Annotated in this window: 16 protein-coding genes; 4 read left to right on the top strand and 12 right to left on the bottom strand. The window is 40.8% G+C overall.

Features of this window, described 5'->3' with window-relative positions:
- Nucleotides 1-115: 115 nt before the first annotated feature.
- Nucleotides 116-1,576, top strand: coding sequence for a pyruvate kinase (gene pyk, locus AC1EK4_RS01975; RefSeq protein WP_036900347.1), 1,461 nt, complete (start codon nt 116-118; stop codon nt 1,574-1,576).
- Between the two features lie 77 nt (nt 1,577-1,653).
- On the opposite strand, the gene galK is transcribed toward pyk, so the two are convergent.
- From galK to AC1EK4_RS01925, 10 genes are all read right to left on the bottom strand, one after another.
- A complete protein-coding gene (galK, locus tag AC1EK4_RS01970; protein WP_480356821.1) occupies nt 1,654-2,814 on the bottom strand; it encodes a galactokinase in 1,161 nt (386 codons plus the stop codon).
- A 36-nt stretch (nt 2,815-2,850) separates the two neighbouring features.
- Nucleotides 2,851-4,155, bottom strand: coding sequence for an MFS transporter (locus AC1EK4_RS01965; RefSeq protein ID WP_036900409.1), 1,305 nt, complete (start codon nt 4,153-4,155; stop codon nt 2,851-2,853).
- A gap of 45 nt (nt 4,156-4,200) precedes the next feature.
- The gene (locus AC1EK4_RS01960; protein WP_480356877.1) at nt 4,201-5,292 is read right to left on the bottom strand and encodes an aldose epimerase family protein; all 1,092 of its coding nucleotides are present in this window, start codon (nt 5,290-5,292) and stop codon (nt 4,201-4,203) included.
- A gap of 113 nt (nt 5,293-5,405) precedes the next feature.
- Entirely contained in the window at nt 5,406-6,704 is a 1,299-nt protein-coding gene (locus AC1EK4_RS01955) for a bifunctional folylpolyglutamate synthase/dihydrofolate synthase (protein WP_480356819.1), read from the bottom strand.
- A gap of 2 nt (nt 6,705-6,706) precedes the next feature.
- Nucleotides 6,707-7,870 carry a molecular chaperone DnaJ gene (gene dnaJ / locus AC1EK4_RS01950; protein ID WP_480356817.1) on the bottom strand — a complete coding sequence of 388 codons (1,164 nt, stop codon included), beginning with the start codon at nt 7,868-7,870 and terminating at the stop codon, nt 6,707-6,709.
- 1 nt (nt 7,871) lies between these two features.
- Entirely contained in the window at nt 7,872-8,453 is a 582-nt protein-coding gene (locus tag AC1EK4_RS01945) for a nucleotide exchange factor GrpE (RefSeq protein ID WP_156431047.1), read from the bottom strand.
- A 71-nt stretch (nt 8,454-8,524) separates the two neighbouring features.
- Nucleotides 8,525-10,135: an ABC-F family ATP-binding cassette domain-containing protein gene (locus AC1EK4_RS01940; RefSeq protein ID WP_036900416.1), complete on the bottom strand. Its 1,611-nt coding sequence runs from the start codon at nt 10,133-10,135 to the stop codon at nt 8,525-8,527.
- Nucleotides 10,136-10,271: 136 nt separating this feature from the next.
- Entirely contained in the window at nt 10,272-11,924 is a 1,653-nt protein-coding gene (hcp, locus tag AC1EK4_RS01935) for a hydroxylamine reductase (RefSeq protein ID WP_480356815.1), read from the bottom strand.
- 330 nt (nt 11,925-12,254) lie between these two features.
- Nucleotides 12,255-12,869, bottom strand: a complete 615-nt coding sequence (gene lolA1, locus AC1EK4_RS01930; RefSeq protein WP_480356814.1) for an outer membrane lipoprotein periplasmic chaperone LolA1 — start codon at nt 12,867-12,869, stop codon at nt 12,255-12,257.
- A gap of 123 nt (nt 12,870-12,992) precedes the next feature.
- Entirely contained in the window at nt 12,993-15,476 is a 2,484-nt protein-coding gene (locus AC1EK4_RS01925; protein WP_480356812.1) for an FtsK/SpoIIIE family DNA translocase, read from the bottom strand.
- A 112-nt stretch (nt 15,477-15,588) separates the two neighbouring features.
- On the opposite strand from AC1EK4_RS01925, the gene AC1EK4_RS01920 reads away from it, so the two are divergent.
- From AC1EK4_RS01920 to tilS, 3 genes are read left to right on the top strand one after another with little or no spacing between them, the layout of a single operon-like run.
- On the top strand, nt 15,589-16,257 hold the full coding sequence (locus AC1EK4_RS01920) for a 3'-5' exonuclease (RefSeq protein ID WP_036900427.1): 669 nt from the start codon (nt 15,589-15,591) through the stop codon (nt 16,255-16,257).
- A 2-nt stretch (nt 16,258-16,259) separates the two neighbouring features.
- The gene (locus AC1EK4_RS01915) at nt 16,260-17,441 is read left to right on the top strand and encodes a class I SAM-dependent rRNA methyltransferase (RefSeq protein WP_480356810.1); all 1,182 of its coding nucleotides are present in this window, start codon (nt 16,260-16,262) and stop codon (nt 17,439-17,441) included.
- Nucleotides 17,441-18,799, top strand: a complete 1,359-nt coding sequence (tilS, locus tag AC1EK4_RS01910) for a tRNA lysidine(34) synthetase TilS (RefSeq protein WP_480356809.1) — start codon at nt 17,441-17,443, stop codon at nt 18,797-18,799. The genes AC1EK4_RS01915 and tilS overlap by 1 nt, the downstream gene beginning before the upstream one ends.
- A 72-nt stretch (nt 18,800-18,871) precedes the next feature.
- Here the strand turns inward: tilS and AC1EK4_RS01905 are convergent, their stop codons facing one another.
- Nucleotides 18,872-19,810: a ribose-phosphate pyrophosphokinase gene (locus AC1EK4_RS01905; RefSeq protein ID WP_036898754.1), complete on the bottom strand. Its 939-nt coding sequence runs from the start codon at nt 19,808-19,810 to the stop codon at nt 18,872-18,874.
- Between the two features lie 32 nt (nt 19,811-19,842).
- Entirely contained in the window at nt 19,843-20,451 is a 609-nt protein-coding gene (locus AC1EK4_RS01900) for a thiamine phosphate synthase (RefSeq protein WP_036898746.1), read from the bottom strand.
- Between the last annotated feature and the right edge of the window lie 36 nt (nt 20,452-20,487).

Below are 20,487 nucleotides of genomic sequence, written 5' to 3'. Positions count from 1 at the left end.
GTTTTAACATAATGGACTGTAGATTTATAACAAAATCATTATTTTTATATTTTTGCTATTCGTGTTTTTAGTTTGAATTCCGTAACTTTGCAATATTAAATAAATCGCTAGCAATATGAAACAAACTAAGATAGTAGCTTCAATCAGCGATCGCAGATGTGATCAGGATTTTATTAGAAAGCTTTTTTTTGCGGGGATGAATGTGGCACGTATTAATACAGCCCATGCAACTCCTGATGGTATCCGCACTATTGTCAAGAATATCCGTGCTGTATCACCTCATATAGGTATTATGATTGATACGAAAGGACCGGAGATTAGAACGACAGCAGTGGAGTCTCCTATATCATATAAGACAGGAGATGTAGTAAAAATATTCGGTCGTCCGGGAATGGATACTTCTCATGACATTATCAATTTAAGTTATTCTGACATCTGCAAGGATGTGAAAGTAAACGATCATTTGTTATTTGATGATGGTGAGTTGGATATAAAAATATTCGAGAATGTAGGTCCGATGCTTGTTGGTCAAGTACAGAATGATGGAACACTTGGGGCACGAAAAAGTGTCAACGTACCGGGTGAGCATATTGATTTGCCTGCTATTACTGAGAAAGATGAGCAGAATATTCTTTTGGCAATAGAACTTGATATTGATTTTATAGCCCATTCTTTTGTTCGTAATGCTGCGGATATTAAGGCTGTACAAACTATTTTGGATGAACATAATAGTGACGTCAAGATTATTTCTAAAATTGAAAACCAAGAAGGTGTAGATAATATTGATGAAATTATAGACGCTTCTTATGGTATTATGGTGGCCAGAGGAGATTTAGGTATAGAAGTTCCTATAGAGCGTATTCCGGGTATTCAGCGTCAAATTATACGCAAATGTATTTTGAAAAAGAGGCCTGTGATTGTAGCGACTCAGATGCTTCATACGATGATTAACAATCCTCGTCCAACAAGAGCGGAAGTGACTGATATTGCAAATGCCATTTATTATCGTACTGATGCATTGATGTTAAGTGGTGAGACCGCTAGTGGAAAATACCCGGTAGAGGCTGTTCAGACGATGGCAAGAATCGCAGAACAGGCAGAAAGAGACAAACAACGTGAGAATGATATTGAAATTCCTATTAATGTAGGGTGTGACCAACGAGAGTTCTTGGCACATGCTGCGATAGAATCGACAGTTCAATTAGGTGTACAGGGAATTATTACAGACAGTGAAACTGGTCAGACGGCACGTAATCTTGCTGCCTTTAGAGGACCGGTTCCAGTGCTTGCTATCTGTTATAAGGAAAAGACGCAGCGTTGGCTTAATCTAAGTTATGGCGTAATACCTATTTATCAGAAGGAGCATGTATCTTCACAGTATATGTTTTTTGCAGCATTGAGAATGTTGAGACAGAAGGGGTATATCAATCTAGAGGACAAGATTGCCTATCTAAGTGGTTCTTTTGGTGAAGGCGGAGGTACTACTTTCTTGGAAATTAATACTGTTAATAAGGTGTTTGATCAAAGATATCAGTTCCATTTACCCGGTGAAGTAGAGCGTGTAGAGCAGAATTAATCTGCTGAATATAACAAATAAAAGTCCTCACAACATTATTTAAGTTGTGAGGACTTTTTTATTGAAGTACTTAGATGTTAGCAGACTTTTCTACTACCGTCGCTAATAACTACATCATAAACTGCTGGTGCATGACCAAACTTTTCTGTGTACTTTTGCTTAGCAGTATTGATAAAACTGTCATAGAGATCTTCCTTTACAAGATTGATGGTACATCCACCAAAGCCACCTCCCATGATTCGGCTTCCTGTTACGCCACATTCTTTTGCGAGGTCATTTAAGAAGTCTAGTTCTTCACAGCTTACTTCGTACTCTTTGCTTAAGCCGTAATGTGTTTCATACATCTTTTGACCTACAGTTTCGTAGTCTCCTTTTTCCAAAGCATCGCACACTGCGAGGACACGATCCTTCTCTCCAAGAACGAAATGTGCACGTGTATAATCTTCTTCACCAACTTCTGAACGAACGGCTTCGAGTTGTTCCCAAGTGCAGTCGCGTAATGTCTCAAACTTCTGGTCAGGATATTTAGCAGCAATATGTTTTACTACATTCTCGCAACTGTTTCTGCGATCATTATAAGGAGAACCCTTTAGCTCGTGCTTTACTTTTGAATCAACTAAGACAAGTTTGTAACCTTTTGGATTAAATGGGAAATATTCAAACTCACGGCTACGACAATCGAGTCTCATTAGTTTACCTTCTTGCCCAAAGACACTTGCAAACTGATCCATGATACCACAGTTTACACCAATGTATTTGTGCTCTGTAGCTTGGCCAGCTAATGCTAAATCCCATTTAGAAACCTTATTGTCACCGAACAAATCGTTTAAAGCAAAAGCGAAGCAACTCTCTAATGCTGCGCTAGAACTCATACCTGCTCCAAGGGGAACGTCACCAGCGAAAGCTGTATTAAATCCTTTGACATCAACACCAAGCTTTTTCATCTCTTGGATAATACCATAGATATAACGTGCCCAAGTAGCGTGTGGTCCTTCGGGATCGTTCACTTTGAATTCTACTCTGTCCTTCAGGTCAATAGAGTAGCACATGACAGTATCAGTACCATTAGGTCTAATCTCTGCCATAATTCCTTTGTCCACAGCTCCGGGAAATACAAACCCACCATTGTAGTCTGTATGTTCACCGATAAGGTTGATTCGGCCGGGAGACGTATATATGTTACCAGTCAAGCCATCAAAATGTTTGATGAACCTACTTCTTACATGTTCAATATTCATAATATAAAATGTTTAGGTGTTAGAGATAGTTTTTATTTATTCTACAGGGATATCTTTGTTTACATTCTTATAGCCGATGAGAGCGTAGAATAGGATGTAAGCTGCACACAATACAACCACCCAATAAGAGGTCAGGAATGAACCGGTAACGTCGGCAACTAATGCTTGGAGACCTTGGAATACTGCACAACCACATACCATGGTCATAAATGCACCTGAGGCAATAGCTGTATATTTGCCAAGACCTTCAGTGGCAAGGTTGAATATGCTACCCCACATAACGGAAGCACAAATACCTACCAACAAGAATGCGAAGATTCCAACGGGTACTTGAGCAGTAATTACAGAAAGATTAGCCCAATCAATACCGGGAACAGTAACCATAACTGATGTAGGAGCAAACATACCGAAGAGAGTAAGAATTACAGAAACTCCGGATGTAATTGTCAACATCATCTTAGCAGATACCTTAGAACCGATAACACCGCCTGTAAAACGTCCAATCATCATAAACAAGAAGTACACGGCTACGATAAGTCCGGCAATCTGAGTATCCATACCTAGGCCCGGTGTAGCAGCATCAGGAGCAGTTGTCAAGTATTGGTTTACATAGTTAGGTACACCAATTTCTACGCCCATGTACATGAAGATAGCAAGGATACCCAAGTTGAAGTGACGGAAAGAGAATGCACTATGAGGATCTTTTTCAGTGCTAACTGCTTTCTGGACAGGCTCACTCTTAGGTTCTTCTATCTTTGTTAAAGCAATAACAATCAAAGCTACGGCAAAGATAGCAATAGCCAACATCAAGGCTGGAGTTGCATCTGAAATCTTAGCTTTGGCTGCATCTCCTACAAGGGCGCCCATTACGATATAGCAAGCTACAGCTGCTGCAGAGTTGAATGTACCACCTATTTGGATAAGCTGGTTTCCGTTGTTACCACCACCACCAAGGAGGTTAAGCATAGGATTCACAACAGTGTTAAGCATACACATCGTACAGCCTGCAACAAAAGCACCGATTAAATAAATAAGGAAGTTGTTGCTAGAAGCCATACCGCTGTACCACTGGAACAAGAGGCCGATGATACCAATTACGAGAGCTGCCATAGCCGTCTTCTTATAGCCAATCTTTCTGATAAGCATTCCTGAAGGAATACCCATTAATAGATATGCCATGTAGTTTCCATAGTTTCCTACCTGTGCTAAAACGTTGGAAACTGCAAATTGATTTTTAAGAATAGTAGCCATAGGATTGCAAAGGTTAGTAACGAACGCAATCATAGCAAAGAGCGCAATCATCATGATGATGGCACTCCATTGTTTTTTTTGTTGACTCATTGTATTAATTTAAAATTTATGATTATTTCCTTTTGAAAAATGATATTATTTATCGATGCCAAATTTATAGATAGTTTTCTGTTTGTACTTTCTATCCGGACAGAGCTGTACACTTGGGAAATAAGGATGATTAGGGGTATCTGGGAAATGTTGACATTCGAAACAAATGGCAGAACGACGCCCGAATGTAGCGCCATGTTGACCGGGATATCCTGTAGCCCAGTTGTGAGTATATAACTGAACACCGGGTTCAGTAGTATAGACTTCCATTGTTCGTCCACTATTAGGTTCTATAATCTTTGCAGCAAACGACATTTCGCCTTCTTCATTCTTGTTTAATACGTAGCAATGGTCGTAACCTGCGCCATTTTTGATTTGCTCATCGTCCGCGTCTATATCTTGTCCTACAGGTTTAGGGCTGCGGAAATCGAATGGAGTGTCGGCTACTTTGAGAATTTCCCCTGTAGGGATTGAAGTTTCATCAATAGGTAGATAGTAGTCAGCATTGATTTCACAAATCAGATTATCAATGGTTGGAGTAGGGGTGGCAATTCCCGCTAATGAGAAGAAACCGTGGTTTGTAAGGTTAACAATAGTCTTCTTATTCGTTTCTGCCAAGTAGTTGATGACAAGTTCGTCTTCGTCAGTCCAAGTATAAGTAACGTGAACTTTTACTTCTCCGGTAAATCCTTCTTCACCGTATGGAGATACATAAGTGAGTGACAACTCTTTTCGATTCATTAAGACTGCATCCCATACTTTGGCATTCCAACCGGTTTCCCCACCATGTAGGCAGTTGGGACCATTATTTACGAATAGTTCGTATTTCTTACCATTAAGTTGGAACTTTCCTTTAGCAATACGATTGCCGTACCTTCCAATAAGGGTTGATAAGTAAGGCTCTGGAGAATTAATAACATCTTGGATATTGTCGTGCCCTTGAATCACGTTAGCTCTCTTTCCATCTTTGTCAGGAACCATAATAGCAACAAGTGCACCGCCGTAGTTTGTGATAGCAACTTCGTTTCCATTTGCATTTTTCAGGATGTAGAGGTCTGTTTGCTTACCTCCAATAGTGGTCTGAAAATCCTCTCTTCTCAGGCCACAAATGTTTTCAGTTTCTGTTGTGCTCATAATATCGTAAAGTTTTTAGTTACCTTTCTCTATTGCAAAGTAACTGAAAAAAAATGAATAACCCAAATTAAAAAACTGAAAAAAAGCAGGCTACTACATTTTTTAAGAATCATCCTTTATTGGGCGATATTAGAGCGTAAATAGGTGAGTAAATCTGCTACTATATAGCTAGAGCCTCCTATAAATAGAAGGTCTTCTTTGTTTGCATATTGTAATGCTGTTAGGTAAGCTTCTTTTACGGTAGGAAAATGTTGTCCTTTGTATCCTAATGAATCGCCAATGTCTTGAATTTGTTCTTCCGGTATGGCACGTTTACTGTAAGCTCTAGTCCAATAGTATGTGGCATTCTGTGGTAACATTTCCATTACGGCAAGAATGTCTTTGTCGTCTACCATGCCAAAAACGATATGCAAATACTTATATTGTTGACTTTTAAGTTGAGAGGCAATATAATTCCATCCACCGACATTATGTCCCGTGTCGCAAATTACTTTTGGCGTCTGCTGGAGAGTCATCCAACGTCCCACTAACCCGGTAGACTCGCATACATTCCGGAAACCGGCATGAATGGCATTTTGTGGAATATTGAGAATGGAATTTAGAAGTTTGATTGCTGTTAAGACTGTGTTTGTATTTTTAATTTGATAGTTCCCTCCCAGTTCTCCATGAAAGTTACCATAATCTTTTGAAATATAGTCAATCCCCCCTTGCTCACAGGTAGTTGCGTCAAGAATCTCTTTACTATCTTCTGCAAATACGATAGGAGAGGAGCATTCGGATGCTTTCTGCAAGAATACCGGTTTGCTTTCTTCTGTATATTCTCCTACAACAACTGGTATAGAAAGCTTAATGATACCGGCTTTCTCAGCAGAGATTTTAGCAATCGTATTTCCGAGAAATTGGGTATGATCGAGGCTAATGTTAGTAATGATAGACAACAGTGGAGTAATGATATTGGTACAATCGAGGCGTCCACCGAGTCCAACTTCTATAACAGCAATGTCTACCTGCGCGTCTTTAAAGTATTTGAATGCTAAGGCTGTGGTTAATTCAAAGAAACTCGGATGGAGTGGTTCAAAGAAATCTTTTTCTTTTGCGACGAAATCTACTACATACTCTTCACTGATACATTCACCATTAACTCTAATGCGTTCACGAAAATCAACAAGATGTGGACTTGTATATAAGCCTACTTTATATCCGCTTGCTTGTAAGATAGAAGCTATGGTATGCGAGCAAGACCCCTTTCCGTTGGTTCCTGCTATGTGGATTGTTTTGTATGTTTGATGCGGAAATCCAAAGTGTTTGTCAAGTATGTGTGTGTTTGATAATCCCTCCTTATATGCAGTAGCACCCACTTGTTCGAAAACAGGGGTGCTATTGAATAAATATTCTACAGTTTCTTTATAGTTCATTTTCAAGAAAAGTAGTTTCTAAATTTCTGAAATATAGTACGCTTAGTGGTATTGTCGCCTTTGAAGTTATCATGGGATGTCCATTCTTCTAGAATGCTCTTTTCGTCGGCAGTCAAAGTCTTGGGGACATAGACGCTGATGTTGACAACCATATCTCCGATGCCATTGCCATATCCACTGACAGCAGGCAGGCCTTTGCCACGAAGTCTAAGGGTTTTACCGGGTTGTGTTCCCGGTTCAATCTTGATTTTAACTTTCGTGTCTTGAAGTGTTGGAATCTCTACCTCGCCGCCTAAAGTCGCTGTCGGGAAGTCCAGTAGGAGATTGTAGATGAGATCTTGTCCATCTCTTACAAATGTATCATTCTCTTCCTCTTCAATATAAACTTGGATGTCACCAGAAATCCCATTGTGTTGCCCGGCATTTCCCTTGCCGGGCACATTGACCACCATACCTTGGGCAACACCAGCCGGAATCTTGATTTCTACGACCTCTTCGCCTTTTTTAACGCCGCTACCATGGCACTCATGACATTTGTTTTTGATGACACTTCCTTCACCGTGACAAGTAGGACACTCTGTTTGGGTCTGCATCATGCCAAGCATTGTACGAACGGTCTTTACCACATAGCCTCTTCCACCACAGGTAGAACAAGTCTCAGAGCCACTTCCTGCCTCTGCACCAGAGCCATGACAATGCTCACATTCGACATCTTTTCTTACTTTGAATTTCTTGACTACACCAGTTGCAACTTCTTTCAAAGAGAGTCTAACCTTTAGTCTTAAGTCTGCTCCGCGGTATTGTGGTTTCTGTTGTTGGCTGCCGCCACCGAATCCACTAAATCCACTAAATCCGGAATGACCGCCGAAGATATCTCCAAACATAGAGAAGATATCATCCATATCCATGCCACCACTGAATCCGCCACCAAATCCTCCGCCCGGTGCATTGAATCCGAATTGATCGTATTGTTGGCGTTTTTGTGGGTCATGGAGAGTGTCGTAAGCCTCTGCGGCTTCTTTAAATTTCTCTTCAGCTTCCTTGTTTCCGGGATTTCTATCCGGATGATACTTGATAGCTAGCTTTCGATAAGCCTTCTTTATATCATCTTCTGAGGCGTTCTTATCTAGCCCCAGCACTTCATAGTAATCTCTTTTCTGTGCCATATTATTGTCCTACTGCCACCTTGGCATGGCGAATCACTTTGTTGTTGAGTGTATATCCCGTAAGAACGCAATCAATAATTTTGCCTTTTTTGTCGTCTCCCATACCGGGAACCATGGCAATAGCCTCATGGAAGTCTGTGTTGAACTCGGCATCCTCGGTATCAATCTTCTTGACGCCAAGTCCTTCTAGCGATTTCATAAACTTCTTGAAGATAAGTTCCATACCTTCTTTGATGGCTTTCGGATCTTCGGTCTTATCGTCTAGAGCACGTTCAAAGTCGTCAATAATAGGGAGAATTGCAGAGATAGAACGTTCTCCACCATTCTCTATCAATTCGGCTTTCTCTTTACGAGTACGCTTTTTGTAGTTCTCAAATTCTGCAACTGTACGAAGATATTGATCGGTCAGACTATCTAACTTTTGTTGTACTTCTGTTAGAGGGTCTACTTCTTTCGGTTCTTCTGTTTTTGTTTCAGCTTCTTGAGTTTCTACATCTTCTTGTTGGTTTTCTGTAGATTCAGCACTCTGCTGGTTCTTATCCTCGTTCAGTTCTGTTTCTTTTATGTTTTCTTCTGACATCATATAAACTATTTATAAAGGTTCTATGCAAATGTTATGCCACCTTTTTGAGAAAATAAAAGATGGCATTTGGATTAGTACATAGTTGCTCTTTGGGCTTTCAACTGTTCATCGTAGATGTACTCGTCGTAACTCATCAATTTGTCTATTGTTCCTGTTGGAGTCAATTCTATGATACGATTTGCCACCGTCTCGATAAACTCATGGTCGTGACTTGAGAATAATATGTTGCCTTTGAAGTTGACTAGGTTATTGTTGAAAGCTTGAATACTTTCAAGGTCTAGGTGGTTGGTTGGGGTATCTAGTATGAGACAGTTTGCGTTTTGCAATTGCATGCGAGCAATCATACAACGCATTTTCTCTCCACCGGAAAGCACGTTGACTTTCTTCTCCACCTCTTCGCCGCTGAAGAGCATTCGGCCGAGATAGCCTTTCATCATGACTTCGTTTCCTGTACCAAATTGTCCGAGCCAGTCTACTAGATTCAAATCGCTGTCAAAGAATTCTGTGTTATCAAGAGGCAAGTAGGCCGTTGTAATGGTAACGCCCCATTTGTAGGTTCCAGCAGTAGCTTCCCTGTTGCCATTGATAATCTCAAATAGTGCCGTCATGGCTTTTGGATTATGGCTAAGGAATACTACCTTTTCTCCTTTTTCTATGTTGAAATTGACATTGTCGAAGAGTACTGTGCCATCAGCATCAACCGCTTTTAACCCTTCTACTTCAAGAATTTGGTTTCCGGGTTCACGTTCCATTTGGAAGATAATACCGGGATATTTACGGCTACTTGGGCGAATTTCTTCTACATTCAGTCTCTCTAGCATTTTCTTGCGGCTGGTGGTCTGGCGACTCTTTGCCACATTGGCAGAGAAACGGCGGATAAATTCTTCCAATTGCTTACGTTTCTCATCTGCTTTCATGCGCTGATTTTGAGCCTGACGGAGTGCCAATTGCGAACTCTCATACCAGAAACTATAGTTCCCGGAGAATACAGTAACCTTGCCAAAGTCAATATCTACAGTCTGGGTACTTACTGAGTCCAAGAAGTGACGGTCGTGGCTGACAACCAAGACTGTTTGTTCTACGTTGCCAAGATATTCTTCCAACCATTCTACTGTGTCGAGATCCAAGTCGTTGGTAGGCTCATCGAGTAGCAGGTTGTCAGGGTGTCCAAAAAGAGCTTTGGCCAACATGACGCGCACTTTTTCGTTGTTAGAAAGTTCACTCACCAACTTATCGTGTCTATCTTCTTTGATTCCGAGGTTCTGGAGTAGTTGAGCAGCTTCGCTTTCAGCTTCCCAACCATTCATTTCAGCAAACTTTTCTTCTAGTTCTGCAGCCCTGTTTCCATCCTCTTCTGTCATCTCTGGCTTGGAGTAGAGGGCTTCGCGCTCTTTCATGTTGGTCCATAGAGGCTGGTGTCCCATGAGGACTGTATCCAATACTTTGAATGTATCGTACTTGAAGTGGTCTTGTTCCAGCACAGACAGGCGCTCACCCGGACCGAGTTCTACAGTTCCCTTGTTTGGCTCAAGTTCACCACTGATGGCCTTTAATAGGGTGGACTTACCCGCACCATTGGCTCCGATGACGCCATAGATGTTACCATGAGTGAATTTTAAATTTACATCTTTATAAAGAACTCTCTTTCCAAACTGGATTGCAAGATTCGAAACTGTTATCATTTTTTGTATATACCTTATTATAATAATTGGATGCAAAGGTACTAAAAAAAAACTTACCATACAAGAGCAACGGCTCTTTCTCGACCTGCTGGTCAATGAAGAACCGTTGTACATGTGAATAGTATCATACTGATCGTTATCCTATCATCAGTTTTAAGTCTTCTTCTACAGTTGTGATACCGCCTAATCCGAAGTTGTCTACAAGTACTTTGAGTACGTTTGGCGATACAAATGCAGGAAGTGTAGGGCCGATATGGATATTTTTGATGCCTAAACTCAGCAAGGCTAATAGTACGATGACAGCCTTTTGTTCGTACCATGCGATGTTGAATGCGATAGGTAGGTCGTTGATATCGGCTGCTCCAAAGATTTCCTTTAACTTTAATGCTACAACAGCCCATGTGTAAGAGTCATTACATTGTCCTGCATCAAGTACACGTGGAATGCCGTTGATATCTCCAAGGTTCAATTTATTGTACTTATATTTGGCACAACCGGAGGTAAGGATGATGACATCTTTGGGTAATTTCTGAGCGAATTCAGTGTAATAGTTGCGATCTTTGAAGCGACCGTCACATCCCCCCATAACAACAAACTTGCGGATGGCACCGTTCTTAACAGCTTCGACTGTTTTATCGGCAAGAGCGAATACCTGGTTATGTGCGAAACCGCCGATAATTTCTCCTTGTTCTATTTCGGTAGGAGCTTCACATGTCTTGGCCAATTCTATTACTTCAGAGAAGTCCTTGTGTCCGTTAGCTTGTGTCTCAATGTGCTTCCAACCGGGGAATCCGGTAGAGTTCATCGTGAATACGCGCTCTTTATAGTTGGCGTTAGGCAATGGTGGAACGATACAGTTGGTCGTAAATACGATAGGACCGTTGAAAGTCGAGAATTCTTCTTTCTGTTTCCACCATGCATTACCATAGTTTCCTACCAAATGCTTGTACTTCTTTAACTGTGGGTAATAGTGTGCTGGTAGCATCTCGCCGTGTGTATACACATCGATACCGGTACCTTCGGTCTGCTTCAATAGGTCTTCTATGTCGTGAAGGTCGTGTCCGGAAATTAATATACCCGGCCTTTTGCCTACACCGATATTGACCTTTGTGATTTCTGGATTGCCGTATGAGCTGGTATTGGCCTTGTCTAGGAGTGCCATGACAGCCACGCCTTGCTTGCCAGTCTCTAGTACGAGGTTAAGCAGTGTATTCATTTCAGTATCTGGATCAGTAATGCCGGCCAAAGCCGCACTCATGAAGTCTGTGATGGTTTCATCCCGATAGCCGAGACGGGCAGCATGTTCGTAATAGGCAGCAATTCCTTTCAAGCCCAAAACCATAAGTTCTTTCAGCGAGCGCAGATCCTCGTTGGTATTGCGAAGTACGGTTTGTCTTTCTCCTTCTGCGTCGTATTCATTTCTCTCTCCAGTCCATTTTACTTCTTGATAATCGGGTAGGGAGATGTTGTTCTGATCCGTCAAAGTCATGAGTCGCTTCTTGAGTTCGATTCCATTATCAATGCGTTTAAGCAAAGCTTCATCGTCAAAATTCGCATTAGTGATGGTTGTAAAGAGCGCATCAACAATGAAGTCATCTACCTCTATACCAGTATTGATACCTGCTTTACTGAGTTCATGGTCTATCGTACCGATACCTCTAGTAATACTCAGTAGTAAATCCATGTATTTATTAGTCTGTGGCAATTTTCCACATACGCCTCTTAAAGTACATCCAATACCTTTTGCTGTTTCTTGACATTGAAAACAGAACATCTTATTTTCCATCATAATGTTTTAATATAATAATTGATTAATGATGGCGCAAAGATAGGTTAGTTAATGGAAGTGGATGAGTAACAATTGTTACTCAATGGGGTTAAAGAATGTTATATTTGAGTGTTGCGATAAAGTTGGTTTATTATGGAAAAGCTCATTACATGGTTTTGTGTTATCATGTGAATTCTTAGATATTGCTGAAATGCCGAGTCAGCAACGGTGAACAGGCTTTACAGCATTACTGCGATGACTAGGCAGTGATATTGCAAAGGCGTCGCAGTAATATGAGATAGATGTGTTGAATATTGGTTAGCGTCCGATTGGGGACCTAAAAACTGTTTTCTATCGTAAATCGATCACTTCTGCCGAAGGATATTCTTTAGAATTAAACGAGAAAACACTGTCTGATATCTTCTTCTTTTGGAAGTTGGTAATATTAATGGTAAGCCAATTCTTTCCTTGTAACACCTTCACTTGGCTAGGAACGTAAGTCTTCTTGTTGATAAGCAGATAAAGTTCTTTGAGTGGACGTTTGGTATTTTGGGCTGTTAAATGAACTTTATAATTATTCCCTTGCGTACTGGATGACATGTTGTAGCCGCTCTTATAGATGGTCACGAATGCATAAGGATTCATTACAGCTTGCTTGGCCTCATTAGGAGTAGTGATGTTTACTTCGTTGGAACTTTTCATGTAAGTCCATTGCGTCTTTCCGTTATACCAGATTGTGGCTTGAGGGGAGTGGGCAACGAACTTATTCTTTTTAACAGTTACGGTACCACTTGTTTTCCCAATATTATCACCTGAAATCGAAAAATTAGCGCTGGCACCTCCTTTTGTATTCAATGTAGCTGCCGTCTTATCCAGTATTTGCATGGTTTGAGAGGGAGTCTGAGCTTTCAAACCTGTAAAGCAAGCTGATATAAAAAATAATAATGTGAATAGTTTCTTGTTCATATTCTTTTAGTTTTAATATGAGCAAAGTTAGAAAAATACACTGTGATGAGATGAGACTTTTAGTGTATTTATCTAACTTTAAGAACTCTTGCAATAGTTTTATTGCTTTTAAGGAAATATATATCAGGCTCCGTGGAGTTGGGCAAGCAATATGTTTAGTTGGTTTTCATCTTGAATTAAGACGTCACGAGGTTTGGAACCCTGTGCCGCACCAACAATACCTACTTGCTCTAATTGATCCATTAGGCGACCCGCTCTATTGTATCCGATAGAGAAACGACGCTGAATCATGCTGGTAGAACCTTGTTGTGAAATAACGATGGCATGGGCGGCTTCCTCGAAGAATGGGTCAAGATTCTGTATGTCGGCACTACCTCCGTTGCCAACACTTCCACCTTCGTCTGATGGAGGCTCCGGTAATTCCATTGGTTCTACGGGTCCCGGCTGGTCAGAAATATAATTATTGATGTTCTCTATTTCCGGTGTGTCAACGAAGGCACATTGTACACGTACCGGTTCATTGCCATTTAAGAACAATAAGTCGCCTCGGCCGACAAGTTGATTAGCTCCTGAACGGTCGAGAATGGTTCTTGAGTCAATCTGTGAACTCACTCTGAATGCCATTCTTCCGGGGAAGTTAGCCTTGATATTACCGGTGATGATATGGGTTGTTGGACGCTGTGTGGCAATGACCATGTGGATACCTACGGCACGTGCCAACTGTGCTATACGGGCTATTGGTAGTTCAATCTCTTTGCCGGCAGTCATAATCAAATCTCCGAATTCATCGATAATGACCACGATATAAGGCATATATTCATGCCCTTTGGTCAGATTGAGTTCGTGATTGACGTATTTCTTGTTGTACTCTTTAATGTTCTTTGCTCCGGCAATCTTTAATAAATCATAGCGGTGATCCATGAGTGCGCACAGGCTCTTCAATGTCTTTACGACTTTCGTGACATCAGTGATGATTGGTTCTTCGTCGTTTTCGGGTAGACAAGCCATCATGTGAGAGGCTATCTTATGGTAGATGCTGAACTCAACTTTCTTGGGATCGACTAGCACGAATTTCAATTCGTTCGGATGTTTCTTGTAGAGTAGGGAAGTAATGATGGCGTTTAGACCAACGGATTTACCCTGGCCTGTGGCACCCGCAACAAGTAAATGGGGCAGTTTGGCTAAGTCTACCATGAACACTTCGTTGGTAATAGTCTTACCAATGGCTAATGGTAGCTCCATCTTAGTCTCTTGGAATCTCTTTGAATTGAGGATACTTTCCATTGAAACTATTTGTGGATGCTTGTTAGGAACTTCTATACCGATGGTTCCCTTGCCCGGAATAGGAGCGATAATACGAATTCCGAGAGCAGAAAGACTAAGTGCAATGTCGTCTTCTAGGTTTCTAATCTTACTGATTCTTACACCTTCTGCAGGAGTAATCTCATAGAGGGTGATGGTTGGACCTACTGTTGCTTTAATCTCTTTGATGCTGACACGGAAGCTATTAAGCACTTCTACAATACGAGCATTGTTGGCCTTGATTTCGTCCATATCCACCTGTGGACTACCGTTATCATCATACTTTTTCAATAAGTCCAATGTGGGGAACTTATATTTGGTGTATGGCTCCAATGGATTGATAGGTGTTTTCAGGATCTCTTCGATATTTAGATTCTTACCGGTAGCAGTCTCTTCTTGCTTAACTACTTCTACTTTGAGTGTATTATCACCGGTTTCATCGAATTTTGGAGTGCTAGGATTTTTTACTTCTGGCTTCTCTGTCTTTTGCAAAGGAGCGAAATTTGTTAAATCTACTACCGGTGAAACCTTTTCTTCTTGGGGCGTTATAGTCGTAGGCTCACCATTTTTATCTTCTTCCTCTTCGTCTTCTGAGTCGGAAATCTCGGGGGATTCTGGTTCGACAGTATTTTCTTCGTGGTGCGAGAAATTTGTGACGCTGAACTTAACTTTGTTTGTGAGATACTTAACAGGGTTAAGTGCTTTCCTTATCACTTCGATAGTTTCGGCACTCAAGTAGGTAAGAAAGGTTAAAGCTACAAGCACTAAGAGAGCTGTAAGGCCCGGAGGGCCTACGACATTCTCTAATTGTTGGACGCAAAATAGCCCATGATTTCCCCCGGGATTGAAGACCTGACCACCCATGAAAGGAGTTAGGAATTTGGCAAATGTGACAGAGCCCCATATCATAACAAGCATTGTGCATAGGAACCACTTCCAAAGATTGACTCTATAAGCTCGCATCAAACGAAGACCTGCCAATATAATAAAAGCCGGAATAAGAAATGATGTGAGACCAAAATTCACTGCAATCAATTCGTATGCAATGATAGCGCCTAATGAACCACAGTAATTGGAGAACTCATGCTTGCTATTGAGCCATTCGCCCGGCCTCAAATCTTCTAGTAAACTTTGGTCGGCTTGCCCTGTGTTGAAATATGATACCATGGCAATAATCATGTATACTGCCACTATAACGAGGACTACACCTAATAAAAAGTCTGATTTTTCGCTGCCTATATTGTTTTTTAAACCGATTGCTTCGCTTATATTTTTAGGCTTACGTTCAGTTTTTTTTCTTGCCATTATGTCTTTTTGCGTATTTAAAAATTTAATTGCAAAAATAGTGTAAAAAAGTGATAACCGCCCATAAATTCATATCTTTTTTCTAATTTTGCACCCTATTAGACTTCCCTTTATGAGAAAAATCATATATAGTAAATTTGACAAGAAAGCCATTAGCCTATTGCCACCAGTCTCATTTTCGGGGCGAATCATCACAATCTTGTCTGAAGGTGAGGCTGAGAAAGCTGTAGACTATTTGCTATCAAGTAAGATTTTAGGTGTTGACACTGAGACTAGACCTGCCTTTCACAAAGGAGAGAGCCATAAAGTATCTTTGTTGCAAGTGGCAAATCATGATACTTGCTTCCTGTTTCGGCTCAATAGGATAGGAATGTGTCCACCTATTATTAGACTATTGGAGGATACTACAGTCCCCAAAATTGGTTTGTCATGGCACGATGATTTACTATCTCTACATCGGCGCACTGCTTTTGTGCCCGGTTTCTTTATCGATTTACAGGACATTGTCGGCTTGCTTGGCATTAAGGATATGAGTTTACAGAAGTTGTATGCAAATATCTTTCATGAGAAGATCAGTAAACGTCAACGACTCACCAATTGGGATGCCGATGTATTAAATGAAAAGCAGCAAGTATATGCAGCTATTGATGCGTGGGCATGTGTCAATCTTTATGAAGAAATTTCTCGTCTTATGAAGACTAAAGACTATGATTTGATAGCAAACGAAGAGGAGAAACAGGATACAGATAATAATAAAATAGCATTAAGTAGCAATTCATAATTATGCCATATAAGTCAATTTACTTAAAGAAAGGTAAAGAAGAATCATTAAAACGTTTCCATCCTTGGATATTCTCTGGGGCTATCCATCATGCTGATGAAGGTATAGAAGAGGGCGAAGTTGTACGTGTCTATACGGCAGATAAGAACTTTATTGCCGTTGGGCATTTCCAAATTGGTTCAATAGCTGTACGAGTATTGTCTTTCAAAGACATTGAAATCAACCATGATTTTTGGACCTCAAGATTGTCGGATGCACTGACTATGAGAGCGAGAATTGGTGTTGTTGGTAGTAAAAACATGACTTATCGACTGGTACATGGTGAAGGTGACTTAGTGCCGGGGCTTATTATAGATTGTTATGGGCGGACAGCTGTGATGCAGGCGCATAGTGTTGGCATTCATTTAAGTCGTTATCAGATATGTGAAGCTTTGTTGGAAGTGATGGGAAACCAGCTGGATGCCATTTATTATAAAAGCGAAACAACCCTCCCTTTCAAAGCGGAACTAGGACAAGAAAATGGCTTTATCCACGGCAATACGGATGATGACGTGACCATAGAGAATGGTTTGAAATTCCATGTAGACTGGTTGCGTGGCCAAAAGACAGGTTTCTTTGTAGACCAACGTGAGAATAGAATGCTCTTAGAGCAATATTCTGCCGGGAAATCAGTGCTGAATATGTTCTGCTATACAGGTGGATTCTCTGTCTATGCGATGCGAGGTGGAGCCAAATTAGTCCATTCTGTAGATAGTAGTGCTAAGGCTATTGAGTTGACAAATAGAAACATAGACCTCAATTTTCCCAATGATTTGCGACATGAAGCAATCTGTGAGGATGCTTTTAAATATCTTGATCAACATGATGATACATATGATTTGATGGTGTTAGATCCTCCGGCGTTTGCCAAACATCGTGCCGCTGTACACAATGCATTGAAAGGTTACACGCGTTTGAACGTCAAAGGATTGCAGAAAATCAGGCGTGGTGGTATCTTGTTTACGTTTAGTTGTTCGCAAGTTATTACTAAAGACAACTTCCGTAGTGCTGTTTTTACTGCGGCAGCACAGGCTGGTCGCCATGTAAGAATCTTGCATCAACTTCATCAACCGGCTGATCATCCAATCAATATTTATCATCCTGAAGGTGAATATTTGAAGGGATTGGTATTGTATGTAGAATAATGAGTAAAGCACAAAGCCTTTTTATAAATAAGGTTAGAGACTTTATTAGGCATGAGCATCTGCTGAATCACGATGCAACTTATCTTGTCGGATTGAGTGGTGGTCCTGATAGTGTAGCCTTATTACGTGTACTTTGTGGATTAGGATACTCTATTGAGGCTATTCATTGCAATTTTAATTTGCGTGGAGAAGAGTCGATACGCGATGAAAAATTTTGCAAAGACCTGTGTCAACAATTAGATATTAAGTTTCATACAGTCCATTTTGATACTTATGAATATGCAAAGAAGTATAAATTAAGTATTGAAATGGCTGCCCGACAACTGCGTTATAATTATTTCGAACAGTTGTTGAAAGACTTGGATGGGCAAGGTATATGTGTGGCGCATCACCTAGATGATAGTATAGAGACGTTTTTTATCAATCTATTAAGGGGTACCGGACTTCATGGACTGACCGGTATTGCTCCTCAAAATGGCCATGTTTTGCGCCCTATGCTGTGTGTGTCGCGATCAGAAATCATGGATTATCTCGCCGAAATAGGGCAATCTTACGTTGTTGACAGCTCTAATTTGGGAGACGAATACGTGAGAAATAAGATTCGACATCAAGTGATTCCACTGATGGAAAATATGAATCCTGCATTTCGGAGAAACATGTCACGTACTCTTCTATACTTATCTGGGGCGGAGAATATACTGGATGAGACTGTCAAACAAGCTGTTAATGATGTGATAGTTTCCCAAAAAGAGACGGAAATACTCATCAGTAAAACTAAGTTGCAAGAATATTTTTATGGTGAGTTTGTTCTGTTTGAATTATTAACAGCATATCAGTTCTCTCCACCGCAAATAGAAGAAATATGGCATTCTATACCGGATGGAGTAGGAAAAAGATGGAGTTCTTGTGATTGGGGATTACTAATAGACCGCCAATATTTGATACTCTCGATTGCAATGTCCCAAGATTTACAAAGGAAAATAAAAATTCCGGAGAATGGAGTATATGTTTGGGATGAGCAAAAGAAGTTCAAATTCTCTGAATGTAAATATGATGAGAGCTTCATTATTAGCCGAGAACGCAATAGGGCAACATTGGATTTCAATAAAACAGCCTATCCGTTGACGGTAAGGTATGCTGTTACAGGCGATCGGTTTGTCCCATTTGGTATGGCAGGTTCTAAGCTTATAAGTGACTATTTGACCGATAAGAAGCGCACACGATTCCAAAAAGAAGTGCAATTAGTCGTGGAAGATGCCAACGGGAAAATCATATGGTTGGTAGGAGAGAGAACGGATAATAGGTTCAGAGTGAGCACATCTACCACAACTTGTCTTTGTATAGAGGTCTTAGAATAAATATTCTGTCATATATAAAACCCCGGTTATCAAATTGATAACCGGGGTTTCTTTTTTATATATAGATAATTTTTATACCAAATATTGTGAAGAGATGCTCTCATTCTGAACTACGCGCTTGATAGTTTCGGCTATCATATCGGCAACAGAGAGCTGCTTAACTTTCGCACAGCGGTGAGAATAAGGGATAGAGTCGGTGAATACAATCTCTTCCAAAGCCGAATCCTGTACACGCTCAGATGCAGGACCGCTCATAACGCAGTGTGAAGCGCATGCACGAACGCTCAAAGCTCCGGCTTCTTTCATTATGTCGGCCGCCTTGGTAATGGTTCCTGCGGTGTCTACCATATCATCAACGATAACCACATTCTTGCCGGCAACGTCACCAATAATTTGCATGCTGTCTACAACATTGGCACGAGCGCGTGTTTTGTTGCAAAGAACGAGCGGACAACCGAGGTACTTAGCGTAGGTATTAGCACGCTTAGAACCACCCACATCGGGCGAAGCTATCACTAAATCCTTCAAGTGAAGACTCTGTAAATAAGGCAGAATGACGCCTGAAGCATACAAGTGGTCTACAGGAACATCAAAGAATCCTTGAATCTGGTCGGCGTGCAAGTCCATTGTAATCAATCTATCAATGCCCGCAACACTGAGAAGATCGGCCACTAGCTTGGCTCCAATGCTGACTCTCGGTTTGTCTTTGCGGTCCTGACGTGCCCATCCGAAGTAGGGAATAACGGCAATGATATGGCGTGCAGAAGCACGTTTGGCTGCGTCAATCATCAACAGAAGCTCCATAAGATTGTCTGAATTGGGAAAAGTGCTTTGTACGAGGAAGACGTCACGGCCGCGAATGGATTCCTCATAAGACACTGCGAATTCACCATCAGAGAATCTTGTTACTACTAGATTGCCTAAGGGACAACCGAGACTGGCACAAATTTTTTCTGCAAGGTATCTCGTACTTGTTCCCGAGAAAACCAAAAAAGAGTTGTTTTCACTCATTTCCATTAGCGTTTTATTTTGATTTAAGTTTATTAATCAATTGCTTTTCTTAATTGCTCGAAGTGGCCTACCAAATCTTTAAAGTCTACTTGGTTGTGAATGTCGAACCGTTTCCACATATCGCCACAAATCACTACTCCGCCAAATCCAAGTTCTTTAGCGATTGCAATATTATCGAGTCCCATACCTCCTAGCGCATATACCTTCTTATCTATAAGCCTTTTAGCTGCGGCATTCTCCAGTTCTGTTATACTGAAATTCGACCTTTCATCCTTAAACTCAATACAATCAAATACATTCTTCAAAAAGACGTAGTTTGATTTCTTCTTCATTTCTTTGAGTTGAGCAATATCTGTGCATGTGCGACTAACCTTGCCTTTGTAGCCATCCGGCACTTCTATAGAAGGAGTGTCTAAATGAATGCCAGCCAGATTATATTCTTTCTTGAGGTAGAAATGCTCGTGTAGGGTGATACGTTTGTAATACTGTTCTGGGATTAACGACAATAGTCGCTCTTCATAAAGAGAGGATGAATCTGGCTTATAGAGATGTAAATTGTCCATCCCTTCGTCAAAGAGTGTGACAAGAATTTTATCTTCTTCAACAAAGAAAGAAGATTTAGTCATTATTACTAGCTTCATCCGTCTGTAAATATTTACCGATGCAAATTTATGAAT

It is taken from the genome of Prevotella sp. C0026C3 (assembly GCF_056590795.1).
The sequence above is the reverse complement of the archived record's forward strand: the minus strand, read 5'-3'. Positions and strand labels throughout refer to the sequence as shown.